Origin of the sequence: Flagellimonas lutimaris, from assembly GCF_051494225.1 — a bacterium.
Taxonomy (GTDB): domain Bacteria; phylum Bacteroidota; class Bacteroidia; order Flavobacteriales; family Flavobacteriaceae; genus Flagellimonas; species Flagellimonas lutimaris_A.
This window is the reverse complement of record NZ_JBNPYE010000002.1, coordinates 300,793-322,320: the sequence shown is the minus strand read 5'-3', so window position 1 is coordinate 322,320 and position 21,528 is coordinate 300,793. Positions and strand designations below refer to the sequence as shown.

Below are 21,528 nucleotides of genomic sequence, written 5' to 3'. Positions count from 1 at the left end.
CCGCCTTCTTTATATTTGACTACCAAGGTTTTAACATTTTTATCGATGAACTGCACCTTTTCTTTTTCTTCCAAAAAGCAAAATATTTTTTAAAAGTCTTTGTTATTTCTCACAATACCAGTATTTTAGTCTCGCCATAGCATAAGTAGGTTAAGTTTATGGTAAGATTTGGGACGAAAAGGGCGAGGACTTCCTCGCCCTTTTCTATTTTAAAAAAATAGAAACAAAAAAAGCCATGCACCAACTGCACGGCTTTTATATTTAATAACGAACTAGTTCTTATTTGCCAGCTGCGTAGTTCTCAGAAACTTTATCCCAGTTGATAACACTGAAAAATTCTGATATGTATTCTGGTCTTCTATTTTGATAGTGCAAATAGTATGCATGTTCCCATACATCCAAGCCCAAGATTGGGTAACCACCACAACCTACTCCTGGCATAATGGGATTATCTTGGTTTGGAGTAGAACAAATTTCAACTTTTCCTCCTTTATGCACGCACAACCAAGCCCATCCCGATCCAAATCTTGACCCAGCAGCAGCACTGAATTTTTCTTTGAATGCATCAAAAGAACCAAAAGCTTCATCAATGGCAGAGGCCAACTCTCCGGATGGAGCTCCACCACCGTTCGGAGACATTACTTCCCAAAACAGGCTGTGGTTAAAAAACCCTCCTCCATTGTTTCTAACTGCAGTGTTGGACATATCCAAACCAGTAAGGATATCTTCAATTCCTTTTCCGGCTAAATCTGTTCCCTCTATGGCAGCGTTCAATTTAGTAGTATAGCCATTGTGATGCTTAGTATGGTGTATTTCCATGGTCCTAGCATCTATATGTGGTTCCAATGCATCGTATGCATAAGGTAATTTAGGTAATTCAAAAGCCATAATATTCTGTTTTTTTAAGTTATTACTTTACTCACGTAAAAATACAAGTTTTAACATTTATATTCCGCTAAAACCATGTTAACATCGGGCAAGGAATCCTTATTTTGCAGAAAAAACATCCTTGGAGGGGTCTAATTTTAAAATATATAGCGCATCAGCAGGCTCTGGCAAGACCTATGCCCTTGCCAAAGCATACCTTAAATTATTACTGTCCAACGATGCTACGGTAAAATTCCGTCAGATTTTGGCCATTACATTTACCAACAAAGCGGTGGATGAAATGAAAACCAGGATATTGGACAACCTTTATGCCTTTGGTCAAGATGTTGTCCCCGAAAAACAGAAAGGCCTTTTCCAATCGCTTTGTGGCGAACTTTCTTTGACCGGGGAAGAATTGCGAAAAAGGTCCCAACTTATCCTAAAGCGAATTCTTCACAATTACTCCTTTTTTGAGATTTCCACCATAGACAAGTTCAACCACAAAATCATAAAAACATTTGCCCGCGATTTGCATCTATCCCAAAATTTTGAAGTGGAGCTCAATTTGGATTTACTGTTGGAAGAAGCAGTGGGAAGGTTGCTGGAACGTGCCGGCAATGATGAAAAACTTACCGAAGTCCTGATTACTTTTTCCTTGGAAAAAATTGATGATGACAAAAGCTGGAACATCACTTATGATTTGGTAGAAATCGGAAAACTCCTTTTTCAGGAAAATCACTCCGAGCATATAAATCCGCTGCGCGAAAAATCCATTGGTAATTTTCAGGACATACAAAAAAGGATTGCATCAGAAAGCAAGAACATTGAAGAAAAGGTAAAGCAATTGGCTGAAATTGTACTTCAAGAAATGGAGCATCAAGGGTTTGATTTTACTGATTTTCCCAGACAGACCCTCCCCAATCATTTTAAAAAGATGATTGATGGCGAGCTCGACCCTAAAAAATTGTACGCCGCCAAAACTTTGGAGCCCAATCTGGTTGAAGGAAAATTGCTCAAGGCCAGCGACAAAAGGGACGTCACCCATTTAGCCATCACCACCTTAGAGCACTATTTGACCGTTAAACAACTTATTTATCGGCATAGTTATTTACAAAACATTTATGGCAACATCGTACCAATGACCGTTTTGAACGAAATCGCCAAGGAAATCAAGAATATTGAACTAGATCGAGACATTGTTCCAATTTCTTCTTTGAACGCAATTCTCTCTAAAGAAATCAAAAATCAACCCGTCCCTTTCATTTATGAACGGATGGGCGAAAAATACCGTCATTATTTTATTGATGAGTTTCAGGATACCTCAAAAATGCAATGGGAAAATCTGGTGCCACTCATTGGCAATGCTTTGGAAAGTGAAGATGAAAAACACGAACGAGGCTCACTTTTTTTGGTCGGTGATGTAAAGCAGGCCATTTATCGCTGGCGAGGCGGTAGAGCGGAGCAGTTTCTCAATCTAATCAACAGAAAATCTCATCCATTTGTGATAGAACCAAGCATTCATTCGTTGGATACCAACTGGAGGAGCTATGATGAAATCGTGAACTTCAACAACAGTTTTTTTACCGAAGTGGCCCCTGTGCTCGCCAATGAAGATTATCGGAACCTATTTTTGAACGACTCCCATCAAAAAACCAACAACAAATCAGGGGGCTACATCCAAATGTCCTTTTTGGACAAAGATGTGGAAGAGAAGGATAAGGCCTATTGCGATAAAACATTAAATTCCATTCAACGCATCATTTCGGAAAACCATGCGTATGCCGATATCTGTGTTTTGGTTCGCGACAATAACAAAGGGATGCTACTGGCGAATTTTTTGGCGCAAAACAACATCCCCATTGTTTCTTCGGATGCGTTGCTGTTGAGCAAAAATGAAAAGGTCATTTTTTTGGTTTCCATACTTAGGATTTTTGAAAACGTAAAGGACAGAGAGGCGGCGTACCATATATTAATGTATCTGTCTCCCGATGAAAATGGCAAACATGACTTCATCAGCAAAAACTTAGATGCTATTGAAGCGTTCTTGGCTACAGCGTACAACTTCAATATTTATGAATTAAAGGGTAAACCTGTGCTCACCATTTTGGAAACCGCCATAGTGCAGTTCGAGCTTTATGAGGGTTCCATTGCGCACATTTCGTTTTTGATGGACGAAGTACTGGATTTGGAAAAAAGTGAAGGACCGAGCGTTTATGCCTTTCTTAATTATTGGGAGATAAAAAAACAATCCCTGTCCATTGCCGCGCCCGATGGCGTGGATGCCGTAAAAATTATGACCATCCACAAGGCCAAAGGTCTTGAATTCCCATTTGTGATTTTCCCGTTTGCCAACGCGATTCTGGATGATAAAAGAAAGAAAAAGAAATCTTGGGTGCCAGCCACTACCAATGATGAAGCTTTAGGGTTGGACGAATTCCTCATCAACAACAATAAGGACATGTTGGAATACAACGAGGTGGCCCAACAAAAATATGTGGTCGAAGAACAAAAAACCTTGTTGGATTCCATGAACGTGCTTTATGTAGCACTCACCCGTCCGGTAAAAGGGCTGTTTGTAATTACCGAGACCAGTAAAAAAGATATTGCTTCAGTTGATGCTGCTTCATCCTACTCTGATTTGTTTCAATTGTATATTCAGCTGAAGAATATTCTTGAAAGTAAAAGTGGTGTTTATACCATCGGAACATTCCCATCAAAAGAAATTGCAACTTCACCTTTGGAATCCACCGAAAATTATATCTCCTATGTAACCCGCCCAAAAGATGATGCTGGATTCACTATTTCTACCAAATCGGGCCGTATGTGGGATGATGAACGTATGGAAGCTATTGAGATGGGGAACTTGATTCACTTTGCGTTGAGCCAAATCAAAACTGTAAAGGATGTTGATCTAGTTTTGGAACGGTTGGAAATTGAGGGACATTTTCCCAAAGAGGCAGCGAGCGACATCAAACAAAAAATAATGGCCGTCGTGAATCATCCAAAGTTGAAAGACTTGTTCTTGGACAACTTTCATATATTGAACGAGCAAGAAATACTGACTACGGATGGACATTCCCTTCGACCTGACAGAATTATAATTGATGGGAACCAAGCTACCATCATTGATTATAAAACGGGTAAACCATCACCCAGGCACAAAGAGCAAATTGCAAACTATGCCGATATTTTAAAAGCAATGGATTATAAAATCAAACAATCCATTATTGTTTATATTGACCAGCAAATAGAACCTATTTTTGTATAAAGTTAAGTAAAGATATGTACGGGAAAATAAAAGAACATTTGGCCAAAGAGTTGAAAGAAATAGAAGAAGCTGGCCTATTTAAAAAAGAACGAATCATCACCTCTCCGCAAGGGGCAGTGATAAAAATTTCCACAGGGGAAGAGGTCATCAATTTTTGTGCGAACAACTATTTGGGCCTTTCCTCACATCCTGATGTGATTCAAGCCGCAAAAGATACCATGGACACCCACGGCTTTGGAATGTCTTCGGTTCGATTTATTTGCGGAACGCAGGATATCCACAAAGAGTTGGAACAGAAAATTGCCGATTTCTATGGTACCGAGGATACCATATTATATGCCGCTGCTTTTGATGCCAACGGTGGTGTATTTGAACCGTTGCTCACAGCGGAAGATGCGATTATTTCAGATTCCCTGAACCACGCCTCTATTATTGATGGGGTTCGTTTGTGCAAGGCCATGAGATATCGATATGCCAATAATGATATGGCCGACCTTGAGGAAAAACTTAAACAAAGTAACGCTGACGGAGCCCGTTTTAAGGTTATCGTAACTGATGGGGTTTTCTCTATGGACGGACTTTTGGCTCCTTTGGACAAAATCTGTGACCTAGCGGATAAATATGATGCCATGGTAATGATTGATGAATGCCATGCAGCAGGATTTATAGGGGAAACAGGCCGCGGAACTTTGGAAGAAAAAGGAGTTATGGATCGTATTGACATCATTACAGGCACACTCGGTAAAGCCTTGGGTGGGGCCATGGGAGGTTATACTACAGGAAAAAAAGAAATTATTGAATTACTTCGTCAGCGTTCAAGACCCTATTTGTTCTCCAATTCATTGGCTCCTGCCATAGTTGGTGCATCCATTAAAGTTTTTGAAATGTTGGACAAAGACACTTCTTTAAGAGATAAACTCCAAAGCAACACGGAATACTTTAAAAAAGGAATGAAAGAAGCTGGCTTTGACATTATTGATGGAGATTCTGCCATAGTACCAGTAATGCTCTACGATGCCAAACTGTCACAAAACATGGCGGATATGCTCTTGGAAGAGGGGATTTATGTGATTGGCTTCTTTTATCCAGTGGTTCCCAAAGACAAAGCTAGGATTAGAGTTCAATTATCCGCTGCACACGAAAAAGAACACTTGGACCAGGCTATTAATGCCTTCATTAAGGTAGGAAAATCGTTAAAGATCATCTAAATTCGATGAAATGCAGCAATTCTTCTGGTAAAAGAGTTAAAAAAAATGAAATTTAGATTTTGTTAATAAGTCTTAACAACTTACATTTGCTGCTGATAAACACTTAAACTTAAAATTTTGAGCATGAAACATCTTAGCAAATTATTGGTTGTTGCTCTTGTATTTGTAGGGATCAACAGCATACAAGCGCAAGACGAAAATAATCCCTGGCAAGTTAGCATTGGGGTGAATGCGATAGACGCTTATCCTACTAACGATAGTAACAATCCTTATTCAAGTTCCACATTGTTCGATGAGTACTTTAATGTTACAGACCACTGGAACATTTTACCATCGGTATCTTACATATCTGTTTCCAAGTATGTTGGGGATGGTTTCTCTGTAGGAGCTAAAGGATCTCTGAACAGGATTGAAAATATTGGAGATTTCGAAGTTGATGACCTTTCTCACTACGCTATCGATGGTACCATTAAATACAACATTCTTAAAAACACTACCGTAGATCCTTTCGTAGAAGTAGGTGGTGGTTACACTTGGATTGATGAAATCGGAGCTGGAACCGTAAACGGAGGTGTTGGTGTTAACTTTTGGTTCTCTGACAACCTAGGTTTCACCCTTCAAACACAGTACAAGCACGCATTTGAAGATTACTTGGTTTCTCACTTCCAACATATGGCTGGTATCAGCATCAAGTTTGGTGGTACTGACACTGATGGTGACGGTATCTACGACAAAGACGATGCTTGTCCAGAAGTTGCTGGTCTAGAAGCATTCAACGGATGTCCTGATTCTGACGGCGACGGTATCGAAGATGCCAAAGACGCTTGTCCTAACGAAGCTGGTTCTAAAGAAATGAACGGATGTCCTGATTCTGACGGTGACGGTGTTGCCGATAAAGATGATGCTTGTCCAAGTACTCCAGGTCTTCCTGCACTAGCCGGTTGTCCTGATGCTGATGGTGACGGTGTTGCTGATAAAGATGATGAGTGTCCTAACGAAGCTGGTCCAGCAGCAAACAACGGATGCCCTTGGCCTGATGCTGATGGTGACGGAGTTCTTGACAAAGACGATCAGTGTCCAGAAATCGCTGGTACTGTCGCTAACAACGGTTGTCCAGAAGTAACTGAAGAAGTTCAAAAGCAATTGAATGATTACGCTAGAACTATCTTGTTCGATACCGGTAAATCTTCTATCAAAGCTGAGTCTACTTCAGTAATGGTTGACATTATCCAAATCTTGAACGAGTATCCTAACGCTAAGTTTACTGTAGAAGGCCATACTGATAGCGTTGGTAGTGAAAAAACCAACCAAAGCCTTTCAGAAAAGAGAGCTAACTCTGTTAGAGACTTCTTGATTGACAAAGGAATCAGTTCTGATAGATTGACTGCAATCGGTTACGGTGAAGCTAAGCCAATCGCTACTAACAACACAAGAGCTGGTAGAGCACAAAACAGACGAGTTGAAATCAACTTGGTAAAATAATAAGAAACAAAGTTTTCTTGAAAAAGGCTCCGCAAATGCGGGGCCTTTTTTATTTTTAATCCATGCATGATACTTTTCTAGAATATGTACTGGACGACCTCCACCACAAACAGTTGGATTTTACGCAGTGTACCTTTGTACTTCCCAGTAAACGATCAGGTACGTTTTTAAAAAAACATATCTCCAACCAACTGAAAAAAAACATATTCAGTCCAGACGTACTATCCATTCAAGAGTTCATTGGAAAGCTATCAAACTTAAACCAAGCCTCAAATATCGATTTGCTGCTGCTTCTTTTTAAAGTCTACAAGCAATCCCAAATAGAAGAATCAGATGATTTTGTATCCTTTATCAATTGGGGACAAACATTATTGCAGGATTTCAATGAGATCGATGGTTATCTAATTCCTGCTCACGACATATTAAATTACCTCTCTGCCATCAAGGAAATCAACCATTGGTCCGCGAGTAAGGAAAAAACGGAACTCGTTGAGAATTATTTACAACTTTGGAAGAATCTGGAAACCATCTACAAAAATTTTTATGATACTCTGCTAGAACAAAAAAGAGGGTATCAAGGCTTGATTCAACGTGAAGCGGTGAAAGCTATTCAAAATGGAATTCATCAAGAAACGAATAACAGACCGATCATTTTTGTTGGCTTCAATGCATTGAACGCCGCAGAATCAACCGTTATTCAACACTATCTGGAACAAGGCAATGCACATATCTATTGGGACATCGATACCTATTTTTTAAACGACCCCATTCACGATGCAGGTTTATTTGTGCGAGATTATCAATACAACTGGCCCTACTACAAGCATGGGCATAAAATAGAACCGCAGCACAATTTTCTCGTAAAAAAAAACATCACTATAACCGGGGTTCCCAAAAGCATATCACAAACCAAATATGTGGGTCAATTATTGGAGAGCATTGGCCAACAAGAAGATATCGACCTCACCAAAACCGCTTTGGTTCTGGCAGATGAAACTTTGCTCAACCCAATACTGAATGCCCTTCCCAGCAATATCCCAGAGGTGAACATTACCATGGGGATGCCACTGAACAAAACGGTACTCTATTCCTTTTTTATAAATTATTTGGAACTCCACCTCAACGTTTCCGAACGAGGTTGGTTCTATAAACGAGTATTGGAATTTATCTCCAACCCCTATACCTTGACCCTTTCTTCTGAAGAACAAGGGAATTTTGCGCAACGCATGACCAAGGATATCAAAGAAGGAAACCTACTTTACATCAACTCGGAGATTCTCGCCAAATATCCCAAAGCAAAAAATCTGTTATCGATTATATTTCCCTCGGGTACTATCTCGCCAATGGATTGGATCAACAACTGTTTGCTCTTCATCGAACGGTTGAAATTGATTTATCAAAATGAGAAAAATGCCTTGGAACTGGAATATCTGTATCGGTTCTATGCGCTCTTCAACCAATTGGGACAGTATTTGGACAAGGTTGATTTTATGGGTGAGCTCAAATCCATCAAAAACCTCTTCAAACAATTGGCCAATATGGAAACCTTGGATTTTATTGGTCAGCCATTGACGGGTTTTCAAATAATGGGAATGTTGGAGAGTAGAAACCTAGATTTTGAAACCGTTATCATCACTTCGGTGAACGAGGGTATTCTCCCTTCGGGCAAATCCAACAACTCTTTTATTCCTTTTGATGTAAAACGGGATTATGGCCTGCCCACCTACAAAGAAAAGGACGCCATTTACGTGTATCACTTCTACCGATTGATTCAACGGGCAAAGAACATTTATATCACCTACAACACCGAACCCGATGTATTGGAAGGTGGAGAAAAAAGCAGATTGATCACACAATTGCTGACGGATGAAAATCTAAAATTACATATTACCCACACCATTGCCACCCCTAAAATCAGCATAGAGGCAAAGCCTCTGATCCAAATCAACAAACAGGGTGAGTTTATGGAAGATCTCAAGGCTTTTGCCCAAAACGGTTTTTCGCCGACCTCGTTGACCAATTACATAAGAAACCCTATTGATTTTTACACAAGAAATATTCTTAAAATCAATGATTTGGAAGAGGTTGAAGAAAATATTGCTGCCAATACCTTCGGAACCATTATTCACGATAGTTTGGAACAACTCTATACGCCGCTCATTAATCAACTATTGACAGAAGAAAATGTGAAGGCCCTAAAAACTAAAGTTGCCAATGTGGTGCAGCATCATTTTGAAAAGAATCTTTCTGGGGTGGATGTTTCCAAAGGAAAGTTTCTGCTGGTGTACAATGTCATCATAAAATACCTGCACAACTTTTTGGATGATGAACTCAAACAGCTAAAACGACACGAAATTAAAATATTGGCGCTTGAGGAACGCTACGAAGAATTCATCACTATTCCTGGGCTTGATTTTCCTATCAAACTAAAGGGAACTTTGGACCGTGTGGATGAATTTGACGGTACCGTGAGAATCATAGATTATAAAACAGGCAAGGTAGAGGCCAAAAATGTGAAAATAACGGACTGGGAAACGCTGATTACAGATTACGACAAGAGCAAGGCATTCCAATTGCTCTGTTACGCCTACCTATATTCCAAAAAACATGGCATAAGCGACGTACAGGCGGGAATCATATCCTTTAAAAAACTGAGTCAAGGATTGTTCCGCTTTTCAGAGGACAAGAACACCCAAATTAATGCCGATACCCTCGCGACCTTCGAAAATTACCTGTACCAACTTATCCGCGAAATCTGTAATTCCGAGATTCCCCTAACCGAAAAGGTGGATTAATTATTTTAAATCGGGACGTGTAGGACGTACTTCAATTTTGCTCGGCAAGGTACGTGGGTGCATGGTGAGCAAATCGACCACCAATTTACCAATGTCTTCCGGTTGAATCTTCCAAGCATCTTTTTCCGATGGTTCATGGTCGTTAAAATGACTCGCTACGGAACCTGGCATAATGGTGGTGACCTTGATGTTATATTGCCTTAAATCCAACATAGCTGCCTGCGTAAAACCGACAACGCCAAACTTGGTAGCGTTATAACCCGCTGCAGTTGGGAAAAAATTGGTTCCCGCCAAACTGGCCAAGGTCATATAATAGCCTTCCGACTTTTTCAAAGCTTCCACCGAAGCTTTTAGCGTGTGGTACACCCCGTTTAGGTTGGTGTCGATCATCTGATGCCATTTCTCATCTTCCAATTGGTCAATGGGTGCAAAATGTCCCACCCCTGCGTTGGCCATCACTACATCCAATTGCCCCCATTTGTCGAGAATAGCCGCCACAGCCTTTTTCTCATCTTCCAATTTGGACACATCGGACACCAAGCCCAACACATTGTCCGGGTTGTTTAAGCCTTTTACTGCGGCATCTGCACTTTCTTGGCTTCTTCCGCTAACGGCCACCTTCATGCCTTGTTCCAACAAGCATTCGGCAATACCGTAACCTATACCTTTGGTTCCTCCTGTGATGTATGCTACTTTTCCTTCTAGTTTCATGTTGATTTGTTTTGAAGTAAAGTTCAAAAAAGCACAGGCCAAATACAAAAAATCCATCCTAAAGGAAGGTTAATGTTTAAGGAATAAATCGACCTAATAGCTTTAACTGTAGAAAATGGTAGTTTTATGTAATTATCAACTCTTAAATCGAAGCAAACGAAACCCATACCGTCCCCGAGATTCACATTCCCCAACGGATACAGGAATATGGCGTAGGTATTTTTGAGGCAATACCAACAAAATCAGCCCTTAAAAAAGCCATAAAGAAAAAGTACATTACCGTAAATGGTGCCATCGCCACCACGGCAACAATGATTACCGGAGGAGAACACATTGCCTTATCCCTTCCAAAGAAAATCCTACCAAATAGGCAACTCGTTTTTCCGTTACAAGTTTTGTTTGAAGATGATCATTTGGCCATCATCCATAAACCAGCAGGCATCGAAGTGAGTGGCAACAAGTTCAAAACCATCGCCAATGCCTTGCCACAAAACCTGCAACACAGCAAGCTATCGGATGCTGCCACGCCCCAACCCGTACACCGATTGGATTATGCCACTACTGGCATTGTTTTAGTTGGGAAGACGAGCAGTAGCATACGAACCCTGAACAAAATGTTCGAGGACAAAACCATTGCAAAAACCTATTATGCTGTCACTATTGGTAAAATGAAGAGTGAAGGAACCATAACATCCGAAATAGACGGGAAACCATCGGAATCGGATTATATAGTAATGGAATCCGTTCCCTCGCAACGGTTCGGCACCCTCAATTTGTTGGAGTTACATCCCAAAACGGGCAGAAGACACCAATTGCGCAAGCATTTGTTTGGTTTGGGTCATCCCATACTCGGAGATAAAGAATACGCTTTCGAAAACTTAATTTTAAAGGGCAAGGGCCTGTATTTACATGCTTTTTCTTTGGAGTTTAAGCATCCGTTTACCAACGAAAACATACGCATTACAGATGAGCTTCCTGAGAAGTTTAGGAAGATATTTCCTTAGAATATACCACAAAAAAAGCACCCCGTCAATGAGGTGCTTTTATCATTATGGTGGAGAATACCGGATTCGAACCGGTGACCTCTTGCCTGCCAGAAAGAGGATTACTACACTATATCGAATCAAAAAAATACATATTCATTTGTTTTTCAGTTATTTAAAAAATTTTGTATTTGTTTGATTTCAATTAAAATCATCTATTTGCGTGCAAATTGCGTGCAAATTTTTTTATCTTTGATTAGGATGAATACCAATATAAAACTCTCTTTGGATACGCGTAGGAAGAAAAAAGATGCCTCCTACCCTATAATTTTGCGATTAACTCATTTTCGAAAAACAACTTCCATAAGCTTAGGTCAATCAATAAAAAAGGAATTTTGGGATAATAAAAACGAGAAAGTTAAAAGAGCATTCAAAGGCACTTCATCAGTTAGTAAACTAAATAATCAACTCTTAAAAGAAAAGACCAGAGCGGTCGACATAATTAATGACCTGAACGAAAAGGACGAGCTTAACTTTTTATCCATTTTGCAGCTTAAGAAGAAGATTGTAAAAACCGCATCATTGGATTCATTTTTTAAGTTTAGCGAGGATATTGTCGATGAGTTAAAGGCAGCTGAACGTTATGGTAATGCAAACACATACTACGCGGTAATTAAGGTGTTGGAGAAATTCGCTGATGGAAATGATATCAAATTCAACGAAATCAATTATGATTTTCTCAAAAGATTTGAGAACTGGCACTTTTCCAAAGGCAATTCTGTTAACAGCCTATCGACGTATATGAGAACAATCAAAGCAGTCTTTAACAAGGCCATCAAGTCTGATGTTGTTTCTAGAGATGCTTATCCTTTTACACATTATAAGATTAAAACTACTCCTACGGAAAAAAGAGCGCTTGACATTAAAAGCATCAAATCAATTATGCTTTTAAAACTGGAAGAAACGGATAGTCTGTTTCACTATAGAAATTACTTCCTTGCCTCTTATATGCTTTATGGTATTTCCTTTATGGACTTGGCTTTTTTAAGGGTTCAAAATATCATTGACAACCGAATTAAATTCCAAAGAAAAAAAACGTCAAAGCCGTATGATATTAACATCACGCCTCAGTTAAAGGAAATCCTCTCGTTTTATCTTAAGGATAAAGAGAGGTCTGAATTTATATTTCCAATCATTAAAAGAGCCACATTTGAACTTCAATATAAAGACGTCTTATGGGCACGAAAGAGATATAATAAAGGACTTAAAGAAATTGCAAAAAAATGCAAGATAGAGCAGCGGTTGACTTCATATGTATCTCGTCATAGTTTTGCAACCCAAGCTATGCTGCAGGACGTTCCTTTACAAGCTATTTCTTCAATGCTTGGCCATAATCGACTATCAACTACTCAAATATATCTGAAGTCCCTGCCGAATAATATACTAGACAATTATAATCAGAAGTTGGTTAAACTGTAGCCTTAACCCTCCCTCGTCCCAAATCTTACCCCCAACTTCGGCGCATGGATCCTGGCCTATTTTTGTAGCGTTCGGGAAGAAAAGTGTTTATCAAAAATAGGATAGGGCGCTGTCCTACTTTTTGCCTTTTCCCTCCAGCCATTTTTGATAGAGGTCCTTTGCCTCTGGGCTATCGTCGAGGAATGTCCCGTAGTGTTCAATGGCATCATCCTGACCTTCTATATATGCAACCTGTTCTTTCTTTGATATCCTTGATACCTGATAGATTGAAAACCCTAGCACAAAAAGAACACACACCAACAATCCCCATGAAAGTTTAATGGCCCAACTGGGCAAGAGAATGGACCGCTCTACTTTATGAAGAATCCTTTCCATCAGTCTTTGTTGTTCCTCAATGGTCTTTTTTTGATTGTTCCCATAATCATTTAGAAGCACCTTGATCTCAGTGGTGTCGGGCCTTAATGGAAGATTCTGCAAATTTTCATGTGCCTTCTCCAATCGGCCGATGCTCTTCTCAAATCCATTGATCTCTTCGGTCAACAGTTCCGCTATTTCATCAAGTTTTGCCATGTTGTTGTGTTTAGATTCCTATTCCAGTGTCCCTGACCACTTTTATGGCCAATTTGATGGTTTTCTTTATGAGTGTCTGGGTCAGACTTGTTGGGACATTCACTGTCCTGCCCAAAAGCTGCATGCTCTTGTCCTTGGCAATCCGTTGTGCCATGTTCTTTTCAAAGTTCATTTGACGGGCAATCCTCCCCATGGACATGGAACGGTGCACTTCGCTTCCCTTTAGGTTGGTTCCCTTGTACTCGAACCTAAATCCCTGCAGTTGGTTCTGCCTGTTGATGCTAGGGATGACCTTAACATTGTTCTGCTCCATGGATTTGATATACTGGTCAAAGTCCCTTGGCCGGTCCCTGGCCACGACCTTTTCATGGATTTTCTGTATTTCAGAGCGGACATGTTGCATCTGGTACAGTTTTTCCTGCTGTACCTCCCTTACCGTGGTCAGGTCCATCTGTTTGGCCACCCGTTCCGCCACTTGCTGGCTACGTTTTCCGATGAAACTGTCATTGTAGGCCTTTCCCTGAAAGTTTATCCGGTTGGCGTACAGATGGACGTGCACATGTTCCTTGTCCCGGTGGACAAAGGCAATGGCCTGGTGCTGCTTAAGGTTCATTTCCTTAAGAAACCTTTCGGTCATTTCCTTGAGCTGCTCCCTTTCCAGTTTCCTCCCGTCCTCGATGGTGGGACTGAGAACAAAGCTGAGCGTGTTCTTCCTGCACAGTTCATTCTGCTCTTGGATGACCTTGAACTCCTCGGTGATCTCCCGTGGGGTCTCCCCGGCCAGATATTGGCTGTGGATGATCTCCGATTCTTTCTCCTGGTTCATCCCGTAGCTCATAGAGGCTGCGATGTGCGATATGGACTTTCCCATGCCTATCATTTCTTGAAGTTTAAAAGGTGTTGTCGTATCTCTTTGGCCAGCTGGGCAGTTTCCTCGGCCAATCTGGGGTTCCGTTTTCGGAACATGTTGGTAATCAGTTTAAAGTTCCTTTGGTATTTGACCAATAACTTATAGGCCTCTATCTGTTCGTCCGTCATCCGTTCCACGATACGATCATCGAAAGCTGCCCGTCTGCAGTACTCACTGACGGAAAGACCGCTCTTCCGGGCCTTGACCTTCAGCAGTTTCTTCTCGTAGACCGAGCACCGGAACTGGACGAACTCTTTCTTCATTTTCACATCATCTTTTGCGACCTTCGGGAGCAAAAGCAAGATTTGTCATGACAATGACACATCTTGAATTCGTTGCCGAACTTCATCCTTCGCGCTTTTTGCATTCCATTCGTTGATATCCTTGAATCCTCCATAGAGAGAGGACATATCCCTACTGTTCGGGCACTTTTCCAATAAAAGTTCCGTCATCCCCAGTCCCGTTTTGTCCCTATCAAGAAACAGCTCTACATTTTCATAATCCCCTATTTCAAAAATCATCCGCTTTACAAAGGCCGTGGTGTTCAATACCAAAAGGTCATGGGTATTAAGAATCTCTGGTCTAAGTTCCAAAAGGGTGAGCATATCGAACATGCCTTCCGTAATCGCCAATTTCTTTGATCTATTCCCCGTCAATGAGACATCCTTTGGTGAGGTAGAGCCTTTCCAATATCTGTTTCGCAGTTCCCAGCCTCCAGACCTGTTCTGGAGTCCGATGGCAAAGTATTTTCGATCACCTATTGTATAGTGGACCTCCTTGCAAAGTTTTCTTACGGTCTTGGTCGAAATCTTTCTGGAGCTCAGATAGTTTTGAAGGGCCTGGTGTTCGATTTCCTTTACCTCGATGATTTCAATAGGGTTGGCCCTGTGTTCCTTCTTGGTTGGATTCGGTCGCCGGTGAAAAGAAAAATGGCCCATGTTCCCGGACAATTGATCCAATGCCTCCTTTATCGAACAGTTCTCCATTTTCATGATCAGGTCTATGGTACTGCCTCCCTCGAAGGTCCCGAAGTCTATCCAGTAGTTCTTTTTCAACGATACCTTGAAAGAGGCTTGGGTCTCGCTCCGGAACGGGCTAAGGAACCAAGCTTCTTTTTCCGTTTTCCGGACTGGAAAGTGCCCCAAATTGGCCAGCGTGGAAACGATGTCAATATTGCGGGCTTTTTCGCAGTCCAATCTTTTTTCTTTCATGGTTCTGTTTTTAATAGATTTTTGATGATTTGATGACAAACCTCTGGGAGACCCTGTAAAAACTGATGGTTTCCCCGTCATCATTTTGTCATCGTTTCATCATTTTTGTTTTTTTCTTCATTGTCCCTGTCATCATTTTTTATTTTGATGACAGAATGATGACAAAGTGATGACAGCCTGAACCCTTATAAACACAAGGCTTATATCAATCTGTCATCAAATCATCAAAATTTTGGACCAAAAAATTCTTTTTTATAGTAAAGTACCTTCCCTTGGCGTCCTCGGTGTTGATCTCACCGTTATTCCAGATGGTGATCTTTTGGTACTTGTTGGAATTGGGCTGGTTGTCCAGTTTCCAATCCTTTTTCAGCAACCGCCTCAATTGGGTCAGGTCGGTCTTGACCCGTGTACGGTTGAGCATGTGCAGGGCATCGATGGGACAAAGGTCCACCGAGTCCATCTCGAACTTTTCCATGGCGCTCAGCAATAGACTGGCCAGTTCCTTCTCCACCCTGTTCCGGTTATTGTTCACGAGTTTCTTCAACGCTGGTGTATACACCTGTTTGGCGGTGAACCACATCCGTGTTCTTTGTTCTGTGCTGTACCCTCTTTTTGAAAGGAAATCCAAAAAGGCGGGAACCTCCTGGGCCAACTTATCCAAGAAATCGGTGTCCTCCTTTTTTAAGGGTGGGATTTTCCGTACCCAGAACCTGGTCTCATGGGCATCGATCTTGATAAAACTGTCCTCGTTGTTGCTACAGAGAATAAATTTACCAAAGAACTCAACTTCCCGTTTGTCCTTGCCCTTGGCCTCCAGTTTGTTCCGGTTGGTGGTGCTCAGATATTTAATGCGTTCAGTAAGCTCCTCTTTATTGAACAGTACTTCGTCCACACATATCAGCAGCTTGTTGGCCCAGTCCGCATTGAACTGGCTTGCAAAGCTGTCGTTGGTCAGATAGGTCAGGTTGTTGCCAAAGATTTCCTTAAGCCATTTGAGAAAAGTGCTTTTACCGGTGTTCCTTTCAGTAGAGACCAGACATAGGATGGGGAGCACCTGCACGGGCCTTTGGTAAAGGAGTTTCAGATAGTCCAGTCCCAATTCCAATTGATTACCGAAGATATGCCCCAAAAAGGCGCGTGTTGTTTTAATACTCCCCTCTTTCGGTTCGTGCGCCAAAGGGGAGTAGGTATTATAAAAACCGTGGTGCTCCTTTTTAAAATCGACATGGCAGGGAATGCAGGCGAAGCCGTCATACTTGGGCACCTTGCCCAAATAGTCCTTGCCATGGTCCTGCTTGATGATATGCTCGTTCCACGGGACCAACTGCTCGCTGAAATGCCCCGATATGGTCGGAATCCTAACCAGCTTGTAAAAAGTGGTCCCGACCCTTATATATGGAATGGTTTTCATATTGGTACTTTTTGAAATTTTGTGATTACTTCCACTTTTGGCGAATCCACAAATAAAAGATGAATCTGCGGCTAAGGATTCGAATCCCCAATCGTTTCGCTTTCAGGCAATGGTTTACGTTCGTTTTGGAGCAGCCAACGCACCAAATTTTTCCTTTCGAAGAAAATCAGTTTCCCATTGGGCTTGGAGTGCGGGATATGCCCCGCAGCGGTAAGCTTGTACAGGTAGCTTCTTGATATACCAGTGTAGTCACAGGCCTCATCAAAGGTGAGTACCTCTTTGTTGGCTATCATAAGCCGCTCCAAACGGTCGAGCCGTTCAAGTATTAAAAAATTGTCCATTTTGTTTCTTTTTAAAGATTGGAAATGAACAAAAGCGCTTTTGTTTTCTTTTGAAGAATTCTTTGGATAAAGATAAAAAGAAGGGGGAGGGAAAGTATGATGGAATAGATAGTTTTATTCACAAATATCTGATAAACAGTTTTTTAAAACAAAACAGTTCAAATTAAATAGCATTGATGAACGCTAAGATTTTTTTGGTTTTATTTGATACCAAATCAAGCTATTTTTAATATGGGCAAATAAGTGGTTTAATGGAAGAAATCGGGGTTATCAACAATTAAGACTAGGGGAATTCGAATACGGGTGCTTTAAAAAAGGTAGATTTTTGTGTTTGGATGTTTCAAGTTTTTAATGCCTCTAGCAGAAAGCCAAACATTTTTTGGAAAAAACTGTCCTAAAAATCATTCGATTCTTAAGACCATCTTTCGAAAATTAAACCCACTAATAAATAGAGGCCTTACAATTGATGCTTTTAAAAGGTCAACCCCTAAGTGTGATGTACCCAATTATCCTACCACTTGCTTTTTTGTTATAAATGGCTGACTATAATACCGTTGCCCCGTAGCTTTAAATAGTGCATTGGCTACCGCTCCAAACACAGGGGGAAACGGAGGTTCTCCCATACCTGTTGGGTCAATTTCATTCTGCACAAAATGCACATCGATTGCTTTTGGCGCCTCTTTCATCCGTATCATTTGATATTGGTGGAAATTATTCTTCTGGGGAACTCCGTCCTCAAAGGTCAATTCACCAAAAAGGGCATTCCCTACACCATCGGTTATTGCACCTTCTGCCATATTAGTGGCCGCATCAGGATTTACCACAACCCCACAATCGATGGCACAAACTACTTTTTCCACCACGGGTTTGCCATTCTCCATCTTTAGGTCCAGTACATGCGCTGCATAGGAGTTATGACAAAAATAGGCTGCAACCCCACGATGTTTCGTTTCATCATTTTGTTTCCATGCCGATTTTTCCCGTACCAATTCCAAAACACCGGCATATCGCTCGGCATCATAGTCGTTCTTTTCTCCAACAGGATTCTCCTTTGCGCGTTTTAGCAGGTCCAGTCGAAATTGGATAGGGTCTTTGTCCATAGCTTCCGCCACTTCATCCAAGAATGCCTGTTCGGCACCGGCCATAAAATTAGACCGGGGAGCGCGAAAGGCACCAACCGTAATATTGGAATCAATGGACCACTCTTCCGCTAGGTAATTATCAATGGCTCCCGCAGGAAAACGATTGGCGAACAAAGGACTTTCAGGAACACCCCCCGCCTTTATGTGTAAGGCCGTTAAATCGTTGTTTTCATCAAATGCGGCGCGGTAGGTGGCATGATAGGTCGGACGATAAATACCGGTGGTCATATCATCCTCACGGCTATATACCAATTTTATGGGGGCATTTACTTTTTGGGATATGAGGGCCGCTTCAACCACAAAGTGCGCATAGCTTTTTCGACCAAAACCACCACCCATTCGTGGCATTTCCATCTCAATATTTTCCTTGGGTATTCCCAAACTGCTTTCTAACGTAGGAATGATAAACGATGGAATCTGGATGGGTGCCGCAATTTTCACCTTATCGCCTTCCACATGCGCGAAAGCATTAATAGGTTCCATGCTATTGTGGGCAAGAAAAGGGGCCGAATAACTTCTTTCCAAAATCTTTGCCGCTTTTTTGAAGGCTGCCTCAGGATTCCCGTCCTTTCGTACAACATTTCCCGGAATGGCACTAAGCGCTTCCATTTGTGCCTTGTGACGCTGTGTGGATTCCAATCCCGCAGGGGTATTTCTTGTTTCCTTTCCAAAAAATCCATTGACAATTTCAGTAGTTGCCGTGATGGGTTTCCAGTCGACATTAATTTTCTTTTTGGCCTGCATAACCTCCCAGGTGGAATTACCGACTATCGCGACCAATTCAGGAAAAGCGTTAGTGTCAAAACCGTGTTTTTGAAATCCCTCCTTAAAACTTTTGATCGTTATCACATCCTTGATGCCCGGCATGGTCTTGGCTGCTTCTCCATCAACCGATTTTAAGGTCATTCCAAATGCTGGAGGATGTACGATCATTGCAATCAACATACCCTCTTTTTGGTAATCCAACCCGAACATTGGTTCGCCGATAACGATACTCTTTGCATCTACATTTTTTTGGGAACGGCTGATCAGTTTAAAATCTAGTACTTCTTTAAGTTGGACTTCTACAGGTACGTCAAGCGTTGCCGCAACAGAAGCCAATTCCCCGTAACCCGCCGATTTTTTGGTTGCCTCGTGTTGCAATACTCCTCCTTCGACAGTAATTTCTTCTACGGGAACCTGCCATGTTTTTGCAGCCGCAGCCATCAACATCTGTTTTGCGGTGGCACCGGCCATTCGAAGGGGTGTCCATCTAGCCTTTATTCCCGTACTGCCCCCTGTAAGTTGAAAGCCATATTTTTCTGCATGATAGGGTGCCTGTTCTACCACCACGTTTTTCCAGTCTACATCCAACTCTTCTGCCACCAACATGGGCATCGATGTTCTGATGTTCTGACCGAATTCTGGATTGGGCGTATAAATGGTCACGACACCGTTATCGCCAATTTTCAGATACGAATTCATCTCGAACCATTCCTCGGGCATCTCCCTGCCGGCCATCTCCTTTGCCCGTTCTGGCTTACAGGAATTTAAAAAACTGAATCCGAGTACCAACCCCCCACTTGCCAAACTTGTATTCCTGATAAAAGCCCTACGTCCTATATGTGTGTTTATCTTCGTCATCTTTTAATCTTTACAGTTAAACGCTTTCGGCATTTGCGGCTGTTTTAATTGCCTTTTTTATTCTTATGTACGTTCCGCAGCGACAAATGTTACCGTTCATAGCAGATTCAATTTCTTCATCTGAGGGATTTGGGTTCCGTTTCAATAAGGCCGAAGCGGTCATAATCTGTCCTGCTTGGCAATACCCACATTGGGGCACATCGATTTCCAGCCAAGCTTTTTGAACAGGATGATCGCCATTCTCGGACAAACCTTCGATAGTTGTAATTTCTTGCTCACCCACCGCTGATACAGGAAGTTGGCAGGAACGCACGGCGTTTTCACCTAAATGCACCGTGCACGCCCCACATTGTGAGATACCACAACCGTATTTGGTGCCGACCAATTTTACGTGGTCCCTTAGTACCCAAAGCATTGGTGTTGTTGGGTCCACATCAACTTCTTGTGTTAGCCCGTTTATTTTTAGATTGAATTTTGCCATGATTTTAGTGTACGTGGATGATTAGATTTAAATTACGAAAAATATATGATTTGTTCTGGGTAATGTATAATGGAACAATTTGAATTCAAAAGAATTTTCATTTTTGCAATTTTCATTTCAAATGTTTTTCCAGAAACCCAATGACTTTAGTACGAATGTTTTCTACATCGAACATTTCTCCGAAATGCGGAGCTTCAGGGACGATTATTAATTCGTTTTCCACACCTTTTACGGTCAACCAAGCACTTAACAATTGAGATTGTCTAGGGGAAACCAGATCGTCCTTTTCACCATGTATGATTAGAAATGGAGGATTGTTCTCATCCACATAGGAAGTGGGGCTAGCGATCTTTGCAAGGTCTGGACGCTCAAGCGGCGCTGCTCCTATCAGTAATGCCTCAGGTGATTTGGGATCATTTGCTCCGGGAAATAGGATCAGTTCCGATGGTCCGTAAAAATCTACAACCGCTTTAAAAGAAAAATCATGAGATGTGCCGGGCATAAAGAAGTCATCAACTTTGTCATTGTTCGATAGGCCTTGAAACGAAGCCAAATGACCTCCTGCGGAAAAACCCATTAGTGCAATTCGTTCTTTGTCAAACCCATATTGTTCGGCCTTATCGTATAAAAAGGAAACTGCCCGATTACAGTCTTTAATCTGGGCCGGAAAAATGGCCTGTGTTGCAAATCGGTAATCTATTGAAGCCAGAGCGTATCCCTTGTTTAGGATTTCTGCCACCGTATTTTTCATATAGCCGATATCGGCATACTTGTCGTTACCGATCCACCCACCGCCGTGGATAAATACGATCAAAGGAACTTTGCCCTTTACCTTGGGCGGCAAATAAATATCCAAAAGATGCTTCGGTAAGGTATCATTGTTGTAGGCTATATTGCCATGCAAAATGGTACCCTCAGGAAAAAAAGAAATCACCGAATTGCCGGTTTGGCCCAATGCTGATTGGAATACCAGAATGGCCATTGCGAGAAATAATGGTTTTGCTATTTTCATTTTTTTAGGTGTTTTCATCTTATGGATTTGAATA

General features: G+C 41.5%; 17 protein-coding genes. 6 read left to right on the top strand and 11 right to left on the bottom strand.

Translation table 11 applies throughout. From position 1 onward, the window contains the following. Positions 1 to 279: 279 nt before the first annotated feature. Positions 280 to 888 carry a superoxide dismutase gene (locus ACQQ5U_RS06630; protein WP_437396191.1) on the bottom strand — a complete coding sequence of 203 codons (609 nt, stop codon included), beginning with the start codon at positions 886 to 888 and terminating at the stop codon, positions 280 to 282. Positions 889 to 1,009: 121 nt separating this feature from the next. Here ACQQ5U_RS06630 and ACQQ5U_RS06625 point away from each other — a divergent pair, with 121 nt between their 5' ends. The 4 genes from ACQQ5U_RS06625 (at position 1,010) to ACQQ5U_RS06610 (ending at position 9,620) form a co-directional block, all read left to right on the top strand. Next, positions 1,010 to 4,135, top strand: coding sequence for a UvrD-helicase domain-containing protein (locus ACQQ5U_RS06625; RefSeq protein ID WP_437396190.1), 3,126 nt, complete (start codon positions 1,010 to 1,012; stop codon positions 4,133 to 4,135). 14 nt (positions 4,136 to 4,149) lie between these two features. Continuing rightward, positions 4,150 to 5,343 (top strand): glycine C-acetyltransferase, encoded by a 1,194-nt coding sequence (gene kbl, locus ACQQ5U_RS06620; RefSeq protein WP_437396189.1) that lies wholly within the window; start codon positions 4,150 to 4,152, stop codon positions 5,341 to 5,343. A gap of 123 nt (positions 5,344 to 5,466) precedes the next feature. After that, the gene (locus tag ACQQ5U_RS06615) at positions 5,467 to 6,825 is read left to right on the top strand and encodes an OmpA family protein (protein ID WP_437396188.1); all 1,359 of its coding nucleotides are present in this window, start codon (positions 5,467 to 5,469) and stop codon (positions 6,823 to 6,825) included. A 62-nt stretch (positions 6,826 to 6,887) separates the two neighbouring features. After that, entirely contained in the window at positions 6,888 to 9,620 is a 2,733-nt protein-coding gene (locus ACQQ5U_RS06610) for a PD-(D/E)XK nuclease family protein (protein ID WP_437396187.1), read from the top strand. On the opposite strand, the gene ACQQ5U_RS06605 is transcribed toward ACQQ5U_RS06610, so the two are convergent. Continuing rightward, positions 9,621 to 10,331: an SDR family oxidoreductase gene (locus ACQQ5U_RS06605; protein ID WP_437396186.1), complete on the bottom strand. Its 711-nt coding sequence runs from the start codon at positions 10,329 to 10,331 to the stop codon at positions 9,621 to 9,623. Between the two features lie 146 nt (positions 10,332 to 10,477). Between ACQQ5U_RS06605 and ACQQ5U_RS06600 the strand changes: the two genes are divergently transcribed. Continuing rightward, a complete protein-coding gene (locus tag ACQQ5U_RS06600; protein ID WP_437396679.1) occupies positions 10,478 to 11,335 on the top strand; it encodes an RluA family pseudouridine synthase in 858 nt (285 codons plus the stop codon). A 240-nt stretch (positions 11,336 to 11,575) separates the two neighbouring features. Next, positions 11,576 to 12,793: a phage integrase SAM-like domain-containing protein gene (locus ACQQ5U_RS06595; RefSeq protein WP_437396185.1), complete on the top strand. Its 1,218-nt coding sequence runs from the start codon at positions 11,576 to 11,578 to the stop codon at positions 12,791 to 12,793. 114 nt (positions 12,794 to 12,907) lie between these two features. Here ACQQ5U_RS06595 and ACQQ5U_RS06590 read toward each other — a convergent pair whose 3' ends face one another. The 9 genes from ACQQ5U_RS06590 to ACQQ5U_RS06550 all read right to left on the bottom strand — a co-directional run bounded on the left by ACQQ5U_RS06590 (position 12,908) and on the right by ACQQ5U_RS06550 (position 21,512). Then, positions 12,908 to 13,363: a DUF6730 family protein gene (locus ACQQ5U_RS06590; RefSeq protein ID WP_437396184.1), complete on the bottom strand. Its 456-nt coding sequence runs from the start codon at positions 13,361 to 13,363 to the stop codon at positions 12,908 to 12,910. A gap of 10 nt (positions 13,364 to 13,373) precedes the next feature. After that, on the bottom strand, positions 13,374 to 14,234 hold the full coding sequence (locus tag ACQQ5U_RS06585) for a relaxase/mobilization nuclease domain-containing protein (protein ID WP_437396183.1): 861 nt from the start codon (positions 14,232 to 14,234) through the stop codon (positions 13,374 to 13,376). A 5-nt stretch (positions 14,235 to 14,239) separates the two neighbouring features. Continuing rightward, positions 14,240 to 14,536: a mobilization protein MbpA gene (gene mbpA / locus ACQQ5U_RS06580; RefSeq protein ID WP_437396182.1), complete on the bottom strand. Its 297-nt coding sequence runs from the start codon at positions 14,534 to 14,536 to the stop codon at positions 14,240 to 14,242. Between the two features lie 45 nt (positions 14,537 to 14,581). Beyond that, positions 14,582 to 15,484: a CHC2 zinc finger domain-containing protein gene (locus ACQQ5U_RS06575; RefSeq protein ID WP_437396181.1), complete on the bottom strand. Its 903-nt coding sequence runs from the start codon at positions 15,482 to 15,484 to the stop codon at positions 14,582 to 14,584. Positions 15,485 to 15,689: 205 nt separating this feature from the next. Then, the gene (locus ACQQ5U_RS06570) at positions 15,690 to 16,895 is read right to left on the bottom strand and encodes a primase-helicase family protein (protein ID WP_437396180.1); all 1,206 of its coding nucleotides are present in this window, start codon (positions 16,893 to 16,895) and stop codon (positions 15,690 to 15,692) included. Positions 16,896 to 16,966: 71 nt separating this feature from the next. Beyond that, positions 16,967 to 17,236 carry a helix-turn-helix domain-containing protein gene (locus ACQQ5U_RS06565; protein WP_437396179.1) on the bottom strand — a complete coding sequence of 90 codons (270 nt, stop codon included), beginning with the start codon at positions 17,234 to 17,236 and terminating at the stop codon, positions 16,967 to 16,969. Positions 17,237 to 17,742: 506 nt separating this feature from the next. After that, positions 17,743 to 20,001: a molybdopterin cofactor-binding domain-containing protein gene (locus ACQQ5U_RS06560; protein ID WP_437396178.1), complete on the bottom strand. Its 2,259-nt coding sequence runs from the start codon at positions 19,999 to 20,001 to the stop codon at positions 17,743 to 17,745. Positions 20,002 to 20,017: 16 nt separating this feature from the next. Continuing rightward, a complete protein-coding gene (locus tag ACQQ5U_RS06555) occupies positions 20,018 to 20,482 on the bottom strand; it encodes a (2Fe-2S)-binding protein (protein WP_437396177.1) in 465 nt (154 codons plus the stop codon). A gap of 112 nt (positions 20,483 to 20,594) precedes the next feature. Next, the gene (locus ACQQ5U_RS06550) at positions 20,595 to 21,512 is read right to left on the bottom strand and encodes an alpha/beta hydrolase fold domain-containing protein (RefSeq protein ID WP_437396176.1); all 918 of its coding nucleotides are present in this window, start codon (positions 21,510 to 21,512) and stop codon (positions 20,595 to 20,597) included. Positions 21,513 to 21,528 lie beyond the last annotated feature (16 nt).